A 19,170-nucleotide genomic window follows, 5' to 3' on the forward strand; every position below is an offset into this window, starting at 1 on the left:
CAATATCCAGCACCCTTTTTAAGAGTTATCTTTACTCTTACCTTCAGTAATTGTCATTATTGCACTGTGGTATTAAAAGAATACTCCATTGGTAAAACCATACCACCGCAATACCGTTTCGCCCCACAAGAGTATCATCAACCAACTGATAAACATCATCGTGATACCAAACTTGAAGGTGTCGCTCCAGCTATATTGATTGGTAGTGTACAGCAGGGCAGCAGGTTTACTGTTAAAGGGCAGTACATACACGTGTCCCACGAGCATTGCTACGGGGAAAGCCAGACTCATAATTGGATACCCGTTTTTCTGAGCTACCCCTATGGCAATAGGAATGAATATGAGGGTAAGCATTGTTTTAGATTGGAATATAAGCGAGAAAAGCAAAATCCCTCCTGTAAGTATCATATACAATACCCAAAACGGAGTGGTTTGTGTAATCCCTAAACTACCAAAAAGTGCATCTATAAGCGTGCCAGGCAAACCTGTCGCGTCAAGTCCTGCCCCTAAGGTATAAGCGCCTGCCGAGAACAATAGCAAGTGCCAAGGAATGTCTACATCGTTCCATTTCACTACGCCTACGCCTGGAAGCAAGGCTACTACGGCACCCATAAAAGCTACTGCTGTTTGGTTGATACCGTGTTGCTTATCGGTAGCCCACAAGATGAGTACACAAACAAAAATAGCAATCGCTTTATACTCCTCAAACTTCATTTTGCCGAGCTTGTTAAGCTCTTCTCTAAGCCTTTCCATACCTCCTTCAATCTGTGGTACGCGCTCTTCTTTTTTCAGTGGAAAATATATTTTCGAGCCTACGAACCACGCGATGAGAATAAGCAACACGCTCATCGGAAAGGCTGCTTTAAACCAATCCTGATAACTAAAAGAGCCTATACCCATAGCTCCTGCTATAAGAGAGCCCGCTAAAAGAGCTGCCCCTGAGCCTGTCAAAAAGGCATTAGCTCCTAAATTGATTTGGAAGAGGTTCTGCAATATCAAATTCCTACCGAAGTTATTGCGGTGTTCTCCTCCCGTAGCTCCGTAGATAGCGGCTATAACCATAAAGATAGGCAACAGTATAGCAGCTTTGGCAGTAGTTGCCGAAATAAATGCCGATAGCACTAAGTTAATAATGATAAAACTCAGTATAATACCTCCCGAATTTCTGCCAAACTTCAACACAAACCACAAAGCAAATCGCTTCGCCACCTGCGTTTTCACTAACATACTCGCTAAGATAAACGAAAGAATATTAAGCCACATCACAGGGTGTCCTAATTGAGCATATGCCGTCTTGTCGGTCGTGACTCCACAAAGTACAATGCCCAGTATTACCAGTAATGAAGTAAGGTAATTGGGGATTGCTTCGGTAATCCATAAAATAATAGCAGCTACAAAAATAGCCAGCATCGCGTAGTTGATGTGTATAAACTCGTTGTGTGTTGCCTGTTGTAGGGTTACTTTTTGCTCGTCCGAGAGTTTTTTTTCTCCCTTCATTGTAGCTGTTAGTTGTTTGGTTTTAGCCTTTTCTATTTGGGCATACCGAGCCATCGCCGATTCAGTAAGCGGTGTCGTCTTCTCATTGGTATCAATCCGGTTGATAAACGAAATATTGGCTACCCAGTAAATAAGCACAAAGGCGAGGATAGCAAGCGGTCCTCCAATGCGTTGGAGGAACCGCTCTACCCCTGTTTTTTGTACCTTTGGCAACTTTTCGATATGATAGTTATTCATATCCAAAGGGTCAAAGGGTGGCGTGTGGTCGGTATTGTTTGTCATTTCCAGTTTTTATAAGGGTTCTTCATTAACATTGAATTGTAATAACGCTTGTCGCCTGTTACTTCTTCTCCCAACCAATCAGGACGGGCAAAAGTAGCTTTCTCGTCGGGTAATTCAATCTCTGCCATTACAAGTCCTTCATTGTCTCCATAGAACTCGTCAATCTCAAAACAATAGTCGCCGTTCTTTACCAAATAACGTGTCTTGTCTATAATACCTGGTTCACATAGCTTCAATAGCTCTTGCACTTCAGCTACGGGTATTTCCTTTTCCCATTCAAACCGGCTTGCGCCACTTTCATTACCGATGCCTTTTATGGTAATGAAACCTTTGTCCCCTTTTATGCGCACTCTCACGGTGCGTTCGGGAACGGAGCTCAAATAACCTTGGGTGATACGAGTTGCCTTAAACGATGCTGCTTTATAGGCATCGCTCTTCACCATAAATTTTCTTTCTATTTCTTGTGCCATAACTTAATTTGCTAAGGGTTTATGTATCATTCCAATCACGCGTTTAATCGCTTGCAAGTAGTTGATGTTCTCTACTCCTTCTAACCCGCAATCGGCAATGGTTTTCTTAATATCTTCTATCTCGGTAGACTCTGAGTTAATGGTTTTCACCAAAGCCCCATTGATATATACGTTGCCGGTTTCGCAAATGGTATTGTTCACCATATAACCAAAACGCACCTTCTCAACGGTTACTGCTTGTAAGTCGGGGTGTGCTTCCACCATCTGTAAGAACTCTCCTAAGGTGTATTCTCCTTTGGTAAGCTCTGGCATTCCTTGCACTTTAAAAGCGGGGAATACTTCTTCTTTAAGCACTTTTGCCGAGATGGGAAACTCTCCTTTCATCAGTGGGTTCCATTGTTCTAAGCCATCTACCTTTTGTACAAAGGTTTTGATGTCCATCTTACCATCGCGAATTTTAGTGTTGTTCACATCGTTAGTCCTACTCACAATATAGGTTTCGGTACTGTGGCGTTCCCATACTTTTTCAGGAACAGGTACACTTAGGCGTGCCATACGCTCGGCTTGTTTAGCAAAGCAACGCCCAAAACTGCGAAACTCAAAACGCGGTTTAGAAATTTCGCCAATCTTTAATTCTTCTTTTGCCATAATTATGTTTTTATATCATTTATTGTTTAATCGCTTATTTTGTAATATTTTCCTTCGATAACCGTACCTACACTCCTCCTCTCTCACTGCTTAACAGTCTCATCTTCTGTTCCTGTCGCAGGGTTCGCTTTCCCTTGGGTTGGGTCTGCTTGCATAAATTTACCTATACCATCAGGACATCGGCTCCACGATTTCGTAACTGCCGCAAGACTCACTTTGCCCCAACCATCGCCTTTTTCACCTCGTTGAAAGGTGTTAAGCTTAGTTCCCTCAGGGCTGTAAAGCTCTATAAGCACATTTTTCTTGCTCGAAAAACCCGAACTGAACCCTCTCGGGGTAGTGCCTTTGGCGCCTACGATAGCAAAATGTGAGTGAGGGGCTACCACTTCACCCTCAATACCCGTCCACGCAAGTTCTTCGTCTTTTTTAATGGTTACGTCTTTTAGTTTGATAGGAGTGTCGCCGTTGTTGTAAAGTTCTATAAATTTTTCGGCATCGGCGCCTGCTCCGTAAAGCTCGTTGAGAACCAATTTAGTGTAGTCCGAAGGCTTATCGCCTACCACATAGCTACTTTCTTTTACGGTCGAAAATCCTGCGGTATTCACTACTGTTACTTTGTAGGTTACTTTTGTTTTATCGGCTTGTGCCGGAATAGTCCCTATAAAAGTATTGTCCTTGCCCGTCATCGCTACGGTTTGGTTGCCTGCTCCTGCGTTGTAAACCAAAGTTACTGTCGAAGGTGCTTGTAGTCCCGGAGCTATTACAGCGGTTACCACTACGTTGTCAGTTGAGGTAGGGGCTGCGGGAGTAAGCTTCACCGATTTGATAGTCGAAGCTCCCTCGTACACTGCATCTTTCACACAACCTGCTGTGATGACCAATATTAATAGAAGTATGTATCTTAAACTTTTCATTTTAGTAATGGTTTAAAAGGTGAATGTTTAGAAATTAATTTCAAAGCGCATAGCGAGCATATGGTAGCTCACACCGCCTTTGCCTTTGCCTTCCACCGCTTTTTTATAATCGGTAGTTGGGGCTCCTGTGGCATCGTGTCCAATAATCAGTTTGCCTCTGCCGTTTGCATAACGGTCGTTGTTGGTATACTGATAGTTCAGAGATATTTTCACGTTGTTATTCACATAAAAGTTCAACCCCGTAGTGAAGTTTGCTCCTGAACCACCATACACATCTTTGTCGTTCAAGCTGAGGTAATCACAGCGCATTGCTAGCTCCACATCACCCCATTCCTTGCCTCGGGTAGGTTGAGTAAACTCGCCTTCCGATACGTTAAACTTCTGTTTGCCACCAAAGAGCAAATACGCTGCTTGCACATACCAACCCGTGAAATTGTAATAGGTAGCTTCCGTAGTAACGTGGTTGCCTATCCACTCTCCTTGTACGCGGAAGCCTCCGTAGTAAGCAGCAGCTTCTACCCCGCGCAACCATTCGTGGTCTACATTGGGTATAACATCAGTGTCTAAGTACTTTTTGCGGTTAATCGAGGTAGAGTTGCGGGTACTAAAACGCGCTCCGCCGTAATCCTTAGGTGCTACATCAGTTTTTGGAGTGCGGTAAGAGCCCTTAACTCCTAAATAACAACCTTGCATACGGTCTTCGGTATAAGGCATCCAGCCCACTTTACTGGTGATTGAATACCCCTGGTTGCGTCCGTAATCCTTATTGTTGTCTTGCACATTGGTCACTTCCTCAACGCCAGCCACTCGTTGCAAAAACATACCAAGCGAAGCCCTAAAATGGTCGCGCAAGTACTCTCCTTGAATACCCAAATGTCGTGACGGCACTAAGGCTTTACAGACCATAGGGCGTTCCATAAAGGTTAAGTAACGCGAACTGGTAGTTTGCTCCATCGAGAAATCTTCTTTGAAGTTTCCCACCTTCAAGGCTACGTTCTTAATCCCGTCGTATTCCACGATAGCATCTTTAAGTTCAAAAATACCATCGGCGAAATCAACGTCCACTTCACCGTACCAATCTTTGGTAACTTGTGCCTTTACGGCAAATCGAGCACGGCGAATAGAAGCACCGTTGCCTATCTTGTCGTAATCGCTCTTAGCGCCAAAAAACGTAGCAGCATCCACTTGCACACGGTTGTCAAACCAAAACTTATAGTTCTGATGTTTTGATTCAAAAACCAAGATGTTGTTACGTGCCTCTGAGCGAAGTTCTTTTCTATCGACTGCCACGCCATATTGGTTATAGCGAATGGTATCGAGCTCTTGGGCTATAGCTGTACTGAAGAAAGACAGCAATAGCCCCAAAATTAAAAAGGGTAACTTTTTCATCGGTTAAAATAATGTTTGTTAATGGAGTTGGTAAATTATTATTATAGTTCTTTTAACGCCACAAAGGTAAAAACTATTTTCCAATTAGCAATGAATTATTTTCTTTTTTTTTGATTTAAACTGAAAAATCCTTAATTTTAACATAACACACCTTTATCTCACCTCTATCTTACTTTCGATTATTTTTCTATTTTCAATTTTTAACTATTCACTTTTAAGCTATTCACTGTTTAACCGTTCACTATCAACTCTTTCTATAATTTCATCCTATCACACCTCTATCTCTTCCCTTTTCTGTCATACTCCCCCTAGTGCCTATGACCTAAGACCTCACACTTCCCCATTTACTAATTTTCTAATTTGCTAATTCCCTAATTATCCCTTCTCCTTTCCGTCATACTCCCCCCTAGTGCCTATGGCCTAAGGCCTAGTACCTATTCCTCTTTCTTTCGCCTCGAAACCCCGTTTTTAACATTTTTAGCGCTGTTGTATTATATTATAAATCAACTTTTTATATACCCTTCCTATACCAATCGTCCAAGATTCGTATAAGCTTCCTATAAGCTCTCTATAAGCTAACCCCACCCAATTTACAACTCATCTTTTACCTTTTACCTCAACACACCCTTCCGTTTCTCTCCGATATCTTCCGAACCCTCAACCCTCCCCCATTTGCTAATTTTCAATTTTTCTAATTCTCCAATTTTTCCACCTGCCCGTCGCTTTTCCGTCACTACATTCCCCCTTTGAACGGAAGTCCGCGGAAGCGGAGTATGTGAGAGGGGGATGTTTATACAACAATAACTACCGTTGCTTCTCCACCCTATCGCCTGTGATCTAAGGACTCACAGCTACTCATTTCCTCATTTTCTAATTCTCTCATTTTCTAATTTCTGGCATTATTTAGTATTATTGGCATTATTGCCATTATCAGCATTTTTGGTATTAAAAAATTTTTTCCTACCTTTGCACTTCATTGCATATTACACTGCTTTCATTGAAACATCTTAATTATGCGCATTCTTTTTTACATAACGCTGTTTTTATCCCTGCTCGCCTGCGATTCCAAAGAGAAGAAAGAGGAGGTAACACCCTTGCTCTTCCCCGATAATACGCAAATGCTTTTCCGCATCAACGATAAAGACAACTTCCTCAGTGCCATTGCTAACAATACCTTTTGGAAAACACTCAATCCTCATCAGTTGCGCCCACACGAGGTAAAACTCCTTAATAGCATTCCCACCGATGATAACTTGTGGGTAGCTTTTGATACCGAAGGTCATTTCTTTGCCATAACTCCCCGTATTAGTAACGATACTATTAGTTTTTGGCGCAATGCCGATACTCAAATCCAAAAACAAGCTCAGTTTGGTAAAGAATGGTTTTATACCATAGCCGATAACAACTTGGTTATAGGCGATTCCGAGACTGTTTCGGCTTATCAACAACTGAAACAAGAAACTAAAACACCTCGGCAACAGTCTTTGGAACAACTCCAAAAAGTAGGTAATACCGAATGCGTTGCCACTCTTTTTTTCCAAAAAGACGAAGCAAATGCTTACTTCAAATCGTTTTTCGGAACCGAGATATTGCAAAATGTAAAAGATTGGGTCTCTCTCGACCTTTTCTTAGAAGAAAACAACATACGTTTCAGCGGTATGGCGCTCATTGCCAATGCCAATGCCGATATAATGGCACACACCCTACCCTATCAAAACAATGTGTTAAACGTACTTCCCGCGCGCTTGCGTTCACTCGTTTCTTACACTTTCGACGACGGCGATAAGCTCGCTCAAAACGATAGTACAGCTACCAATAATCCGTTTAAAACCTCTATCAATGGGGTAGCTTTCGCTCAAACCCCCGAAGGTCAATTTGCGGTCGCCTCTTCTTTTGATGTAGATGAGACCATCAAACAGTTGCCCGTACTCTCAGAAGACTTTCAGCACAACTTCTCTATGTACGAACTCAACCCCGACCTCCCAATGGATTTTTTCACGGCTTTTGTACCTCAGTTTGTCCCTAAATACGTCGGAGTGTATGAAAAGTTTCTCGTATTTACAACCACCAAAGATCTTCTTACCTCAGTAATCAACGATATGCAACGAGGCAATGTGCTTTCAGCCAATAAATCTTACGATTGGTTAGAACAAAACAGTGCTTCCAACGTGAGTGTTACACGGCTCACAAATCTTTATGACAACACAGCTTTTAGCAGTAAATATCCTTATATAGCCGAAAACTATCGCTGGGCAGTATTCCAACAAACCCCTCAAAACGACTATTACGTGCTCAATTTCATCAGTCAAAAACAAACTGAAAGCACTCTTTCCGATGAGATGAAAGAACGTTTCCGCCTTACGTTAGACGACCAAATGGTTATCCCTCCTACCATTCTCTTAAACCACCGCACCAAACAACTCGAAATAGCCGTACAAGACACCAATAACGATTTATATCTGATAGGTAACAACGGTTCTCTCTTGTGGAAAAAACGCTTAGACGGAAAGATACAAAGCCCTATTTACCAGGTCGATTTATTTAAAAACGGCTTCTTGCAAATGGCTTTCACTACCGAAAAGTCTATCTGGATTATTGACCGCAACGGCAATGTGGTAGAGCCTTTCCCTCTAAAATATCAAAACCCTATCACACCTTTGGAGGTGTTCGATTACGATAGCAATCGCGAATACCGCTTCCTCTTTGCCGAAAACAATATCTTGCACCTGTTAGACAGAAAAGGACAACAAGTGAAAGGCTTCTTACAGCGCACCAATGGAAAACCTTTGTTTACTCCTAAGCATTACCGTTTCAATGGCAAAGACTATCTTATCTACCCTTCCGATAATGGTATCTTTAACATCTTGCACCGCAACGGTGAAAACAGAATAACAGTAAAGGGTAACTATCGTTTCTCCAACAATCCTCCTTTGGTATTCAATAACTTGTTTATGTTCACCACTCAAGAAGGTAACCTTATTTCTATCGATGAGAAAGGAGGAATGAATCGCACAAATCCATCGCTGGTAGAACCTTTTTATTGGGAAGGTAATCGTTATGCTCTTACCTCTCTTTCAGCCAATATACTTACCATAGGCGGGCAACGCATTGAACTTCCCGAAGGTAAATATGCCCGTCCTAAACAGTTCCGTATTCGTGGCATCAACTACGTCTCAGTAAACGAACAAAACACCAAAAAAGCCTATTTATACGACGAAAAAGGAAAATTGTTAAAAGACTTTCCCGTAGAATCAGTATCCCCCATTGCAATAGATGTAGATTTAGATAAATCTATTTGGATAGTTACTGAAAAATCACCCACTGAATTGGTGCTCTACACTATGAGACAATTAGCTAATTAATATCGAATTGAAAAAAGCAGTCATCATAGGCTTAGGTCTCATAGGAGGTTCCTTTGCCTTAGAATTAAAAAAACGTTTGGGCTACCACATTGCTGGTATCGACCTAAACCCTAATCATATAGAAAAAGCCTTAGCCTTAGGCATCATCGATGAAAGTACGGATTACAACCATCTCACCGATGCCGACCTCGTGCTCATAGCAGTACCCGTGAACCATATAGGCGAAGTGCTTATAGAGGTGCTCAATAAAGTAGGCGAGCACACGTTAGTAATGGACGCAGGTTCTGTAAAAGGTCACATCTGCGAGGTAGTAGCTACGCACCCCCATAGGCAAAATTTTGTAGCAGCGCACCCTATGGCAGGTACCGAGCATTCAGGACCTGAGGCAGCTCTTTACAACCTCTTCGATGGGAAAGTAATGGCTCTTTGTGAAGTAGAAAAAAGCAATTGGCAACTGCTTGACCGTGCGTTGAGTATTGTAAAAGCCCTTAATATGCGCGTGAAGATGATGCAACCTTCTGACCACGACTTGCATACTGCCTATGTATCACACCTCTCGCACGTAAGTTCGTTTATGTTGGGCAAAACCGTTTTAGAGATAGAAAAAGACGAAGCTCAAATCTTCGATTTAGCCAGTACAGGGTTCGCCTCTACGGTGCGTTTGGCAAAAAGTGACGCTCAGATGTGGTGTCCTATCTTTTTGGAGAACAAGGACAATGTACTAAAAGCCCTCAATGAATATATCAAGAATTTAGAAGCTTTCAGAACCCTCATCGAAACTGAACAATCCGAAGCCCTTACCCAAAGTATCCACGAAGCCAATTATATTAGGAAAATACTCAAATAGTATTCTAATACCAAACGGGTATATACGCGAGCTGTAACGTGTATATACCCGTTATTTTTTAGTTGTAATTATCTATCAGTAACGACCAATCTTTTTGAGGGTTGAGCAGTTGGGCAGAACGGTATAACATAGAGCCTTTCCCGTTTTTGTCATAATCGTCTACATAAAAGGCAAAGAGTACTAAACCACTTTCTAAACGATTACCAAAAACACCTTCAGCATCGCATTGCTGTAAGGCTCTTAGCAAACATTCTTCAAAATCTTTCCGAATTGTCTCGTATTTTTCTTCATAAGTATCATCATCGTCACCAAGCGCTTCTATTATTTGATAAGTTTCTTTATACAAATAGCTTTGATTGTCTAACCAATTGTCAGCGTTTTGTTTTACAGGCTCGTAACTACCTTCATAAGTATAGCATCTGCCACTCCATATAGCATATAAAATAGATGCTTGGGGATTGTAAGCCTGCCTATCTTCACGAGTAATAGCGTTATCGGCAGCAGCAAAAAAGTCGTCTACCAAAGAAAAGTAATAAGCTAAAAGATGTTTGCCTTCTCTATCAGTTTGCGCTTTGATTTTAGTAAATGAATAACGAATAAGGTTTTGTGCTAATTGCTGAATGTGGTATTTTTGTTGTTCATTCATATGATTATTTTTTATTCTTATTTAAATGAATTTATTTCTATATTGGCAAATGTACAATTTATTTCCAATATACAAAAAAATAGATATAAAAATGCAAGCTATTGATATTCTTAAAATGAGTAATATTTTGGTATTATAGTATTAATTGGCATTAAAGTATTAATAAGTATTATTTTGTGCTCTCAATAAAAGTTTATACCTTTGTGCCAAATTTTACCTTTCACCTAATTATGAAGCCATTTCGCCTCTTTTTCACTAATCGTCGCAACCTCACTTTTGTGATATGCCTGTTGCTCTCGGTATTCATTTGGTCGCTGAAGAAACTCTCTAAAAACCTTATCAGAGAATTATCAGTACCAGTAACGGTTATCAATCTGCCAGCCGACAAGGTATTTCTACCCTCTGCTCCTAACTACGTGAGAATAACAGTAGAAGGCAATGGTTTTTCTCTTCTGAAATCCTACCGACAAAATGCTACCCTCACCGTAGATTTCTCCGATTTACAAGAAGTGGGCGAACACTTTTATACACTCTCTAAAAGCAGTAAGGACAAGCTCAGCAATACTTACCTATCGAATTTCAGAATACGCTCGGTAGTCTCCGATACTCTACAACTATACTTAGTACCCAAACACACCAAAAAAATACCCGTAGTAGTACACCTAAACGTGGAATTTCCTAAAGAATACCAACTTACAGAACTGCGCCTCTTACCCGATTCGGTAGTAGCTTCAGGTAGCCAAAAAGTGATAGATACGCTCACACAAGTAACTTTCCAATATCGTCACAAACGTCCGCTAAAAGACAATTTCGGTGAAACTTATACGCTCAAAAGCACTCCTTGGGTACATTATAACGCTCATAAAATTGTGATGCAAGCCTTTGTCGATAAGGTGAGCGAGCAGGAATTGCGCGTACCTGTGAAGGTGATGGGCGTACCGAAAGAGAGTCAAGTAAAAGTCTTCCCCGACGAAGTGAGTGTACTTTGTACAGGTGAATTGAGTATCTTAAAGACCCTTACTCCTAACGATATAGAAGTAACTGCTGATTTGTGCGAAGCAACCGACAACCATATACCACTACAACTCAATACTCATAAACGACGCATAAAGGTAGCTTTTATGAAAGAAACCTCCGTTGATTTTCTAATACGCAAAGAATGATGGTAGTAGGACTTACAGGAGGTATTGGCAGTGGCAAAAGCACTATAGCCAAAGAATTTGCTACCTTAGGTATCGCGGTATTCAATTCAGATGAACAAGCTAAAGTCCTCATCGCTACGGATGCGCAGGTAAAGAAACGCATTATGGCTGCTTTTGGTGAGGAGGCTTACCAAAATGGAGAGTATAACCGTGCTTATATCGCCCAGATTGTGTTCAACAATTCTGAGAAATTAGCGATACTCAACGGCATTGTACATCCTGACCTTGCAAAATATTTTAAACAGTGGGCAAAGAAGCAAACTTCACCTTATGTAGTGAAAGAAGCCGCTATCCTCTTTGAAAGTGGTAGCTACAAGGATTGTGATTATATCATCACGGTTACAGCACCTGAGGAGGTGCGCATTGCCCGTGTAATGGCACGCGACCATTGCACCGAAGCCCAAGTGCGAGCGCGTATGTCACAACAATGGAGTGATGCCCAGCGCATTGCCCTCTCAAATGCGGTGATTGAGAACGTCGATTTGGAAAGTGCCAAAGAACAAGTGAAGAGGATACATTTTCAACTTTGCCAAAGTTTGTAACGCAACGACATTTGTTAATTGTTAATTATAAATTGTTAATTGAAAAAAATTATCATTATATCAACCCTTATTATTGCCTTTTTAGGCATTACCTATGCTCTTTACGCCTTTCTGATGCAGATAGGGGTAGACGAGGGCTATGAACCTATACAACCTATTCACTTCTCTCATAAAATTCACGCAGGTGATAACCAAATCGATTGTAAATATTGCCATTCAGGAGCGCGGACTTCGGCAGTAGCAGGTGTGCCCTCACTCAATGTGTGTATGGGTTGCCACAACACCATTTCGGAATATGAGGGGGAAGAGGATCTCGCTAATGGTTATACCAAAGAATTTTACACCAAAGAAATCAAGAAATTATACGAAGCGGTAGGCTGGGACGAGCAGAAATTTCGCTATACAGGTACTTCTAAACCTGTGCAATGGATACGCATTCACAAACTTCCCGACTTTACTTATTTCAATCACAGTCAGCACGTAGCTGTAGGTGGATTGGAATGTCAGAAATGCCACGGCGAAGTACAACAAATGGAGGTGGTACACCAGTACGCTCCTCTTACAATGGGGTGGTGTATAAACTGCCACCGCCAAATGCCTGTGAATGCTAACAACCCTTATTATCAACACTATGAAGAAGTGCACAAGGCTTTGGCTAAAAAGCTAAATGTTAGCAAACTAACCGTTGCCGAAATGGGAGGCTTAGAATGTGCAAAATGCCACTATTAATAATTACGAATTACGAGTTACAAATGACTAAAGAGTCCATACATAACATACCAACATCACGGCGGGATTTCCTAAAATTCTTAGGTTTTTCTACAGCGGTGGCTGCCTTGGCAGGTTGCGAAGGGGCGGTACACAAAACGATTCCGTATGTAATACAGCCCGAAAGCATTGTAGCAGGTGAAGCCAATTATTATGCTACTTGCATCGCCGATGGTTTTGACTTTGCCAGCGTACTAGTGAAAACTCGCGAAGGGCGACCCATTGCTGTATTGCGCAACCCCGAAGCCAAAGCAGGAGGAGCAGTGAATGCAAGGATATTGGCATCGGTATTGAGTTTATACGATGAAAATAGGAAACCTCCCACTATTGCAGGGGAAGGCTTTTGGCAGAAAATTGACACCGATACCCTTTCAGCCTTAGAGAAAGCAAAAGCTGAAGGGAAGCAAATAGTGATGCTCAGTCAAACACTCGCAAGTCCGTCGAGTTATGCTCTTGTAGAACTCCTAAAAGAAAAATACCCTACTTTTAAACTAGTTGAATACGACACCGTCTCAGAAGAGGCTACTCTCAGAGCTTTTGAAAAACGTTGTGGACTGCGCGCGATGCCCGATTACGATTTCAGCAAGGCAAAGATCATCGTTTCATTTGATGCCGATTTCTTGGGCGATTGGAATGGCGGGGGCTATGAAGCTGGCTATGCTCAAGGGCGTATCCCCAGCAAAGCAAACGGAATGTCGCGCCATATTCAGTTAGAAGCCAACCTCAGCCTTACAGGCGCTAATGCCGATGAGCGTATCGCCCTCACCCCTCAACAACTGAAAGTAGCTTTAGCACAATTCTATATTTTTTTAACAGAATATCAAACTTCTCATTCTGAAAATCTTCCTGCTGAAATTAATAAAAAACTCAAAGCAATAGCCGATGAAGTAAAAAAAGCGGGTAGCGATGCCGTAATCGTAACAGGTATTGATAAGGACAATGCTCAAGAACTCACCTTTGCGCTGAATAAAAGACTGAAAAGCAAGGCTTTTATACCTGAAACACCCGTACTCACGCGAAAAGGAGATATAGTGTGGAAATTCAAACCATTGCTCACCGATATGAACGAAGGCAAGGTAGGCGTTCTCTTTATCAACAATCTCAACCCTTTATACAGTTTGCCTAACGCTGAAGTGTTTATCTCAGGCTTGAAGAAAGTACCTTTTTCGGTATCCTTTGCGATGCGCGCTGATGAAACTGCCCAGCAAACGACCCTTTGGGCGCCTCAACCGCATTATTTAGAGTCGTGGGGCGATGTAGAATTTAAATACAGGCACTACGGACTGATGCAACCTTGTATACGTCCGCTTTTCAACACCAAACAATGGCAAGACTGTTTTTTGCAATGGATAGGACACAAGGAGAGCTATTACGATTTTATCAAAGCTCATTGGGAAAACCATATCTTAAAAGGATTTTCTTGGGAACAAGCCCTACACGACGGCACTTTTGTAGATAAGGAAAAAAGATTTGATTTTGAACAACAAGAAGAGGAACGACTAAGTTTATTCCGCACCAAAGAATCTTTTACCGATATATCTATCTCTCAATTGCTTATAAGCCAATCGAAAACATCTTTTGAACTCACCCTCTACACTAGTACCGCTTTGGGAGACGGGCAGCAGGCTAACAATCCTTGGCTACAAGAGCTCCCCGACCCTATCCACCGCACTACGTGGGATAACTTCCTCACGATGCACCCCACCGATGCCAAAACCTTAGGTATTGAGAATTGGCATACAGCTGATGGTGCTTTGGACGGGCATCAGGCGAAAATCAGTGGTAACGGCAAAAGTATCATCGCTCCCGTACTTATCACCCCCGCACAAGCGCAGGGCAGTGTGGGGCTTGCCTTAGGTTATGGGCGCAAGGCAGGCATACAAACCGAAATGCAAATAGGCGTGAATACCTTCCCTCTTTATAAAGACCATTGTAAAAACCAAGGCGTACAGATAGAAAAAGCAGACGGCACACACAAATTTGCCTGCTTACAACTGCAAAATGAATTGGTAGGGCGTAAAAATATCCTCAAAGAAATCAGTTTAGATACTTTCTTAAACTCCTCTGCCGAAGTGTGGAATCCTCAACCTCCTAAAACAAAGAAAGACCCTACTACCCCACATCACTTTAAACTCTCTATCGACCTGAATGCTTGCACGGGTTGCGCGGCTTGTGTAATCGCTTGCCACGCCGAAAACAATGTGCCCGTAGTAGGCAAAGAGGAAGTGCGTCGCTCGCGCGATATGCACTGGTTGCGCATTGATCGTTATGAATCAAGAGAAGACGAACAAAGGTGTGTTGGTTTTCAGCCCGTGATGTGTCAGCATTGTAATAATGCCCCTTGTGAGACTGTTTGTCCCGTAATCGCTACCACTCACGGACAGCAAGGACAAAACCAAATGGCTTACAATCGCTGTGTAGGCACGCGCTATTGCGCCAATAACTGCCCTTACAAAGTACGCCGGTTCAACTGGTTTCAGTATAGTGAAAACAAGCAGTTCAACTACAATATGAACAACGAAATAGGGCGTATGGTGCTCAACCCCGATGTAACAGTACGTTCGCGAGGGGTAATGGAAAAGTGCTCCCTCTGTATCCAGAACACCCAAGCGGTAATACTAAAAGCCAAAAGAGAAGGTCGTGCGGTCGCCCTAGGAGAGTTCAACAATGTAGTAGCTTGTGCCGCCGCTTGTAATACAGGGGCTATGGTATTTGGCGATGCTAACGAAGAAGGAAGCAAAATAGCCCAACTCAGTGCCAGTGATCGTATGTATCAGCTTTTAGCAGAGCTGGGGACAGACCCTAATGTGGTGTATCAAGTGAAAGTTAGGAATTAAATGTGGTGTATCAAGTGAAAGTTAGGAATTAGCAGTTATGAAGTTTTATATATTTTTCACATACCTTTGGTGTGTTTCTCCTTGTGTGCTTTATGCAGGGATAGACCACTTGTTGCCTGAGCCACAACAAGTAATCCCCAATGGGCAACGCTACAAGGTAGCCTCGGCAGAAACGCGCCCGCTCATTATTGTAGAAAGAGTAGCCGATTTGCCCGAAATTCCCATCAATAAAGAAGAAGGGTATATGTTAGAAGTTACCAAAAATTATATCCTCATTCGGGCGATCAGTGGAAAAGGCGTATATTGGGCAAAACAAACCCTAAAACAACTTTTGGTTACCAAAGGCAACAAAGCCTATTACGAAGGGTGCAAAATCATTGATTATCCTGCTTTTAGGATACGCGGTTTTATGCAAGATGTAGGACGCACCTTTATGAGTTTGGAGGAGTTGAAAAGAGAAATAGCACTACTTTCGCAGTACAAAATCAATGTATTTCATTGGCATCTCACCGAAAATCAAGGGTGGCGTTTGCAGAGTTTGCGTTATCCTGAACTCAATGCACCGTCTAGCTATGAACGTATGCCTGCCCAATACTATACCCTACAAGAAGCCAAAGAGTTAGTTGCTTTCTGCAAAGAACACAATGTATTGCTCATCCCCGAAATTGATATGCCTGGACACAGTCTCGCTTTTGAAAAGGCTTTTGGGGTAGATATGCAATCGGAAAAAGGAATGGCAATTCTCAAAGAACTATTGGATGAGGTAGTCGAAAATTTTGATGTTCCTTATATTCATATAGGCACTGATGAAGTAGTTTTTAGCAATCCGCAATTTGTACCCAAAATGGTGGCTTACCTGCGTAATAAAGGCAAAAAGGTGATTTCTTGGAATCCTGGGTGGCAATATAAAGCAGGTGAAATAGATATGACCCAACTGTGGAGCTATCGGGGTAAAGCACAAAAAGGCATTCCTGCTATTGATAGCAAATTTCACTATATCAATCATTTTGATGCTTTTGCCGATTTGGTTGCCCTCTACAACAGCAGAATTTTAAATGTAGCCCAAGGCGACGATGAGCACACGGGAGCTATTATAGGGCTGTGGAATGACCGCTACATCAAAGGAGAGAGAAATATTCTCATACAAAACAATTTCTATCCTGCGATGCTCGCTTTAGCCGAACGCTCTTGGAAAGGAGGAGGTAGCGAATATTTTGATGGCAAAGGCACTATGCTCCCTACTGATACCAGCGACCCTATATTCCGGCAGTTTGCTGATTTTGAAAGGCGTATGTGTTGGCATAAAACCCATCACTTTACTGCCGAACCCTTTGCCTACGTACCTCAAACGAAAGTAGTTTGGCGCATTACCGATGCATTCCCTAATAATGGCAACCTTTCTCTATCTTTTCCGCCTGAGAAAGCCTTAAAAGAAAGCTACTCTTATGAAGGAAAAACTTATCACACTCATAAATCCATAGGGGCAGGTATTTATTTGCGACATACTTGGGGTGACCTTGTACCTGCTTTCTATAAAAACCCTCAACCCAACCACACTGCTTATGCTTACACTTATGTATATTCACCCAAAGAACAATCGGTTGGTTTATGGGTAAGTTTTCAAGATTACAGTCGGTCGGAAAAAGATCTTCCTCCGCCACAAGGCAAATGGGATTACAAGGAGAGTAAAATTTGGCTAAACAATACTGAACTCTCTCCTCCTATATGGGAATCAACTCACAGAGAGCTCTCTAACGAAATACCTCTTACTAACGAAAATTTTCAAGTGCGTCTTCCTTTACAAGTTACACTCAACAAGGGATGGAATAAAGTGTTGCTCAAGCTACCCGTGGGAGCTTTCTCGACCCCTGAAGTGCGATTGGTGAAATGGCAATTCACTTGTGTGTTTGTAACTCCCGACGGCAAGGATGCTGTAAAAAATCTTATTTATGCAGATACTCAACGATAAATCCTATCATACCATCAGTGAAGATATAGCGCAGCCCATCGAAGGTCGTGCTTCGCGTGCGTGGTGGATTGCCTTTGGCATTACCCTCCTTACAACCCTCTGGGGGGTATGGGCAATATGGGTAACCTTGCGCGATGGTATAGGCGCTTGGGGGCTCAACAAAAGCGTGGGCTGGGCGTGGGACATCACCAACTTTGTGTGGTGGATAGGTATCGGGCACGCAGGAACACTCATCTCGGCGGTATTGTTGCTCTTTCGACAACAGTGGCGGGTGGCAATCAATCGCTCGGCTGAAGCAATGACTATCTTTGCGGTGCTACAAGCGAGTATCTTCCCGATACTGCATTTGGGCAGACCGTGGTTGTTGCATTTCAACTTGCCTATTCCTAATCAATATGGCTCATTATGGGACAATTTCAACTCGCCTTTGCTATGGGATGTTTTTGCTATTGCTACCTATTTTTCGGTATCTTTAGTTTTTTGGTGGGTAGGCTTACTCCCCGATTTTGCGATGCTTCGCGATCGTGCTCTCAAGCCTTTTCAGAAGAAGATTTACAGTTTGCTGAGCTTCGGTTGGAGTGGTCGCGCCAAAGATTGGCAACGTATGGAAGAAACAATGTTACTCTTGGCAGGTATTGCCACTCCGTTAGTAATTTCAGTGCATACTATTGTCTCTTTTGATTTTGCTACTTCGGTGGTCTCTGGTTGGCACACTACTATCTTCCCGCCCTACTTTGTAGTAGGAGCTATCTTTTCGGGTTTTGCAATGGTGAGCTTGCTACTTATTATCTTGCGCAAAGTATGTAAGTTAGAAGCCTATATCACCCTAAAACACATCGAGCTGATGAACACTGTAATGTTAGTTGCAGGTAGTATTGTAACTGTTGCTTACCTCACCGAGTTTTTTATGGCAATGCGCTCTCACTCGGAGTTTGAACAATACGTATTCTGCAATCGTGCTACAGGTGCTTATGCGTGGGCATTCTGGACGATGATTATTTGCAATGTAGTCTTCCCACAACTCTTATGGTTCAAAAAGTTACGACGTAGTATTACTTTCTCTGTATGTGTTGCTTTGGTAGTTTGTGTAGGGATGTGGTTCGAGCGTTTTGTGATTATCGTTACCTCACTGCACCGCGGTTATCTGCCATCGTCGTGGACAATGTTCAGTCCTACGTGGGTAGATATAGGGATATTTGTAGGCACTTTGGGATTTTTCTTTTTGTTGTTCTTATTATATGCAAGAAGTTTCCCGATGATTGCACAAGCAGAAGTGAAAGGTGTCAGCGGACAGATGTCAGGGGACAGATGTCAGGGGACAGATGTTAGCAGGCAGGAATCTCTTAACTCTTACCTCTTAACTCTTACCTCTCCTAAAAATCTTTTAGATAAAATAAAAGAATTAAAATCAGAAGGCAAGGAAATTCAAGAAGTATATACGCCTTTCTATGTACACGGTTTAGCCGAAGCCTTAGGGCTTAAGCGCACTCGCTTAGGCAAAGCCACTTTTCTATACGGACTCATAGGCTTGTTTTTCGGTTGTTGGCTTACCTATTTCACAATGATAAAAGACTGGCCAATGGATATTGGTGGAAAGCCTAATGCCACTTTCTGGCAAAACCTCCCCGCTTTTGTACCCGTAATATTCGAGCTGGTTGTATATTTTGCAGCGCATCTATTGGTGATTAGTTTCTTTATCAGAAGTAGGTTATACCCATTCAAAAAAGCTGAAAATCCTATAAAGAAAAGTAGTGATGATAAATTTATAATTCAGGTAAGAGATAAGAAGTAAGAGGT

14 protein-coding genes are annotated in these 19,170 nt (G+C 42.2%); 8 read left to right on the plus strand and 6 right to left on the minus strand.

Annotated elements, in window-relative coordinates; translation table 11 throughout:
* Positions 1–72: 72 nt before the first annotated feature.
* The 5 genes from C3V44_RS05330 to C3V44_RS05350 form a co-directional block, all read right to left on the minus strand.
* Complete coding sequence (locus C3V44_RS05330) at positions 73–1,779, minus strand: DASS family sodium-coupled anion symporter (protein ID WP_106095790.1); 1,707 nt, start codon at positions 1,777–1,779, stop codon at positions 73–75.
* Positions 1,776–2,249: a CYTH domain-containing protein gene (locus tag C3V44_RS05335; protein ID WP_009417413.1), complete on the minus strand. Its 474-nt coding sequence runs from the start codon at positions 2,247–2,249 to the stop codon at positions 1,776–1,778. The genes C3V44_RS05330 and C3V44_RS05335 overlap by 4 nt, the downstream gene beginning before the upstream one ends.
* A gap of 3 nt (positions 2,250–2,252) precedes the next feature.
* Positions 2,253–2,897, minus strand: a complete 645-nt coding sequence (locus C3V44_RS05340) for a hypothetical protein (RefSeq protein WP_106095791.1) — start codon at positions 2,895–2,897, stop codon at positions 2,253–2,255.
* A gap of 83 nt (positions 2,898–2,980) precedes the next feature.
* Entirely contained in the window at positions 2,981–3,811 is an 831-nt protein-coding gene (locus C3V44_RS05345; RefSeq protein WP_106095792.1) for a lamin tail domain-containing protein, read from the minus strand.
* A gap of 27 nt (positions 3,812–3,838) precedes the next feature.
* Entirely contained in the window at positions 3,839–5,200 is a 1,362-nt protein-coding gene (locus C3V44_RS05350) for an OprO/OprP family phosphate-selective porin (protein WP_106095793.1), read from the minus strand.
* A 1,013-nt stretch (positions 5,201–6,213) separates the two neighbouring features.
* Between C3V44_RS05350 and C3V44_RS05355 the strand changes: the two genes are divergently transcribed.
* Both C3V44_RS05355 and C3V44_RS05360 read left to right on the plus strand, forming a co-directional pair.
* Positions 6,214–8,562 (plus strand): hypothetical protein, encoded by a 2,349-nt coding sequence (locus tag C3V44_RS05355; RefSeq protein ID WP_053581743.1) that lies wholly within the window; start codon positions 6,214–6,216, stop codon positions 8,560–8,562.
* Between the two features lie 7 nt (positions 8,563–8,569).
* Positions 8,570–9,409, plus strand: coding sequence for a prephenate dehydrogenase (locus C3V44_RS05360; protein WP_002675505.1), 840 nt, complete (start codon positions 8,570–8,572; stop codon positions 9,407–9,409).
* Between the two features lie 58 nt (positions 9,410–9,467).
* Here the strand turns inward: C3V44_RS05360 and C3V44_RS05365 are convergent, their stop codons facing one another.
* Positions 9,468–10,055 carry a DUF4303 domain-containing protein gene (locus C3V44_RS05365; RefSeq protein WP_106095794.1) on the minus strand — a complete coding sequence of 196 codons (588 nt, stop codon included), beginning with the start codon at positions 10,053–10,055 and terminating at the stop codon, positions 9,468–9,470.
* Between the two features lie 230 nt (positions 10,056–10,285).
* On the opposite strand from C3V44_RS05365, the gene C3V44_RS05370 reads away from it, so the two are divergent.
* Genes C3V44_RS05370 through C3V44_RS05395 form a run of 6 tightly spaced genes read left to right on the plus strand, consistent with a single transcriptional unit; the run spans position 10,286 to position 19,165 of the window.
* Positions 10,286–11,218 (plus strand): hypothetical protein, encoded by a 933-nt coding sequence (locus C3V44_RS05370; RefSeq protein WP_009416999.1) that lies wholly within the window; start codon positions 10,286–10,288, stop codon positions 11,216–11,218.
* Positions 11,215–11,799, plus strand: coding sequence for a dephospho-CoA kinase (gene coaE / locus C3V44_RS05375; RefSeq protein ID WP_106095795.1), 585 nt, complete (start codon positions 11,215–11,217; stop codon positions 11,797–11,799). Before C3V44_RS05370 ends, coaE begins: the two co-directional genes overlap by 4 nt.
* A gap of 39 nt (positions 11,800–11,838) precedes the next feature.
* Complete coding sequence (locus C3V44_RS05380) at positions 11,839–12,528, plus strand: cytochrome c3 family protein (protein WP_106095796.1); 690 nt, start codon at positions 11,839–11,841, stop codon at positions 12,526–12,528.
* 23 nt (positions 12,529–12,551) lie between these two features.
* Positions 12,552–15,404, plus strand: a complete 2,853-nt coding sequence (locus C3V44_RS05385) for a 4Fe-4S dicluster domain-containing protein (RefSeq protein WP_106096631.1) — start codon at positions 12,552–12,554, stop codon at positions 15,402–15,404.
* Positions 15,405–15,441: 37 nt separating this feature from the next.
* Complete coding sequence (locus C3V44_RS05390) at positions 15,442–17,373, plus strand: family 20 glycosylhydrolase (protein WP_106095797.1); 1,932 nt, start codon at positions 15,442–15,444, stop codon at positions 17,371–17,373.
* Positions 17,354–19,165: a quinol:electron acceptor oxidoreductase subunit ActD gene (locus tag C3V44_RS05395; protein WP_106095798.1), complete on the plus strand. Its 1,812-nt coding sequence runs from the start codon at positions 17,354–17,356 to the stop codon at positions 19,163–19,165. Before C3V44_RS05390 ends, C3V44_RS05395 begins: the two co-directional genes overlap by 20 nt.
* Positions 19,166–19,170: the final 5 nt, after the last annotated feature.

The sequence above is a fragment of the Capnocytophaga sp. oral taxon 864 genome (assembly GCF_002998835.1).
GTDB lineage: Bacteria > Bacteroidota > Bacteroidia > Flavobacteriales > Flavobacteriaceae > Capnocytophaga > Capnocytophaga ochracea.

Coding starts and splice junctions, on each gene's coding strand:
- C3V44_RS05395 (WP_106095798.1), top strand. CDS start 17,354: ATGCAGATACTCAACGATAAATCCTATCATACCATCAGTGAAGATATA.
- C3V44_RS05335 (WP_009417413.1), bottom strand. CDS start 2,249: ATGGCACAAGAAATAGAAAGAAAATTTATGGTGAAGAGCGATGCCTAT.
- C3V44_RS05355 (WP_053581743.1), top strand. CDS start 6,214: ATGCGCATTCTTTTTTACATAACGCTGTTTTTATCCCTGCTCGCCTGC.
- C3V44_RS05385 (WP_106096631.1), top strand. CDS start 12,552: ATGACTAAAGAGTCCATACATAACATACCAACATCACGGCGGGATTTC.
- C3V44_RS05340 (WP_106095791.1), bottom strand. CDS start 2,897: ATGGCAAAAGAAGAATTAAAGATTGGCGAAATTTCTAAACCGCGTTTT.
- C3V44_RS05370 (WP_009416999.1), top strand. CDS start 10,286: ATGAAGCCATTTCGCCTCTTTTTCACTAATCGTCGCAACCTCACTTTT.
- C3V44_RS05390 (WP_106095797.1), top strand. CDS start 15,442: ATGAAGTTTTATATATTTTTCACATACCTTTGGTGTGTTTCTCCTTGT.
- C3V44_RS05350 (WP_106095793.1), bottom strand. CDS start 5,200: ATGAAAAAGTTACCCTTTTTAATTTTGGGGCTATTGCTGTCTTTCTTC.
- C3V44_RS05330 (WP_106095790.1), bottom strand. CDS start 1,779: ATGACAAACAATACCGACCACACGCCACCCTTTGACCCTTTGGATATG.
- C3V44_RS05345 (WP_106095792.1), bottom strand. CDS start 3,811: ATGAAAAGTTTAAGATACATACTTCTATTAATATTGGTCATCACAGCA.
- coaE (WP_106095795.1), top strand. CDS start 11,215: ATGATGGTAGTAGGACTTACAGGAGGTATTGGCAGTGGCAAAAGCACT.
- C3V44_RS05365 (WP_106095794.1), bottom strand. CDS start 10,055: ATGAATGAACAACAAAAATACCACATTCAGCAATTAGCACAAAACCTT.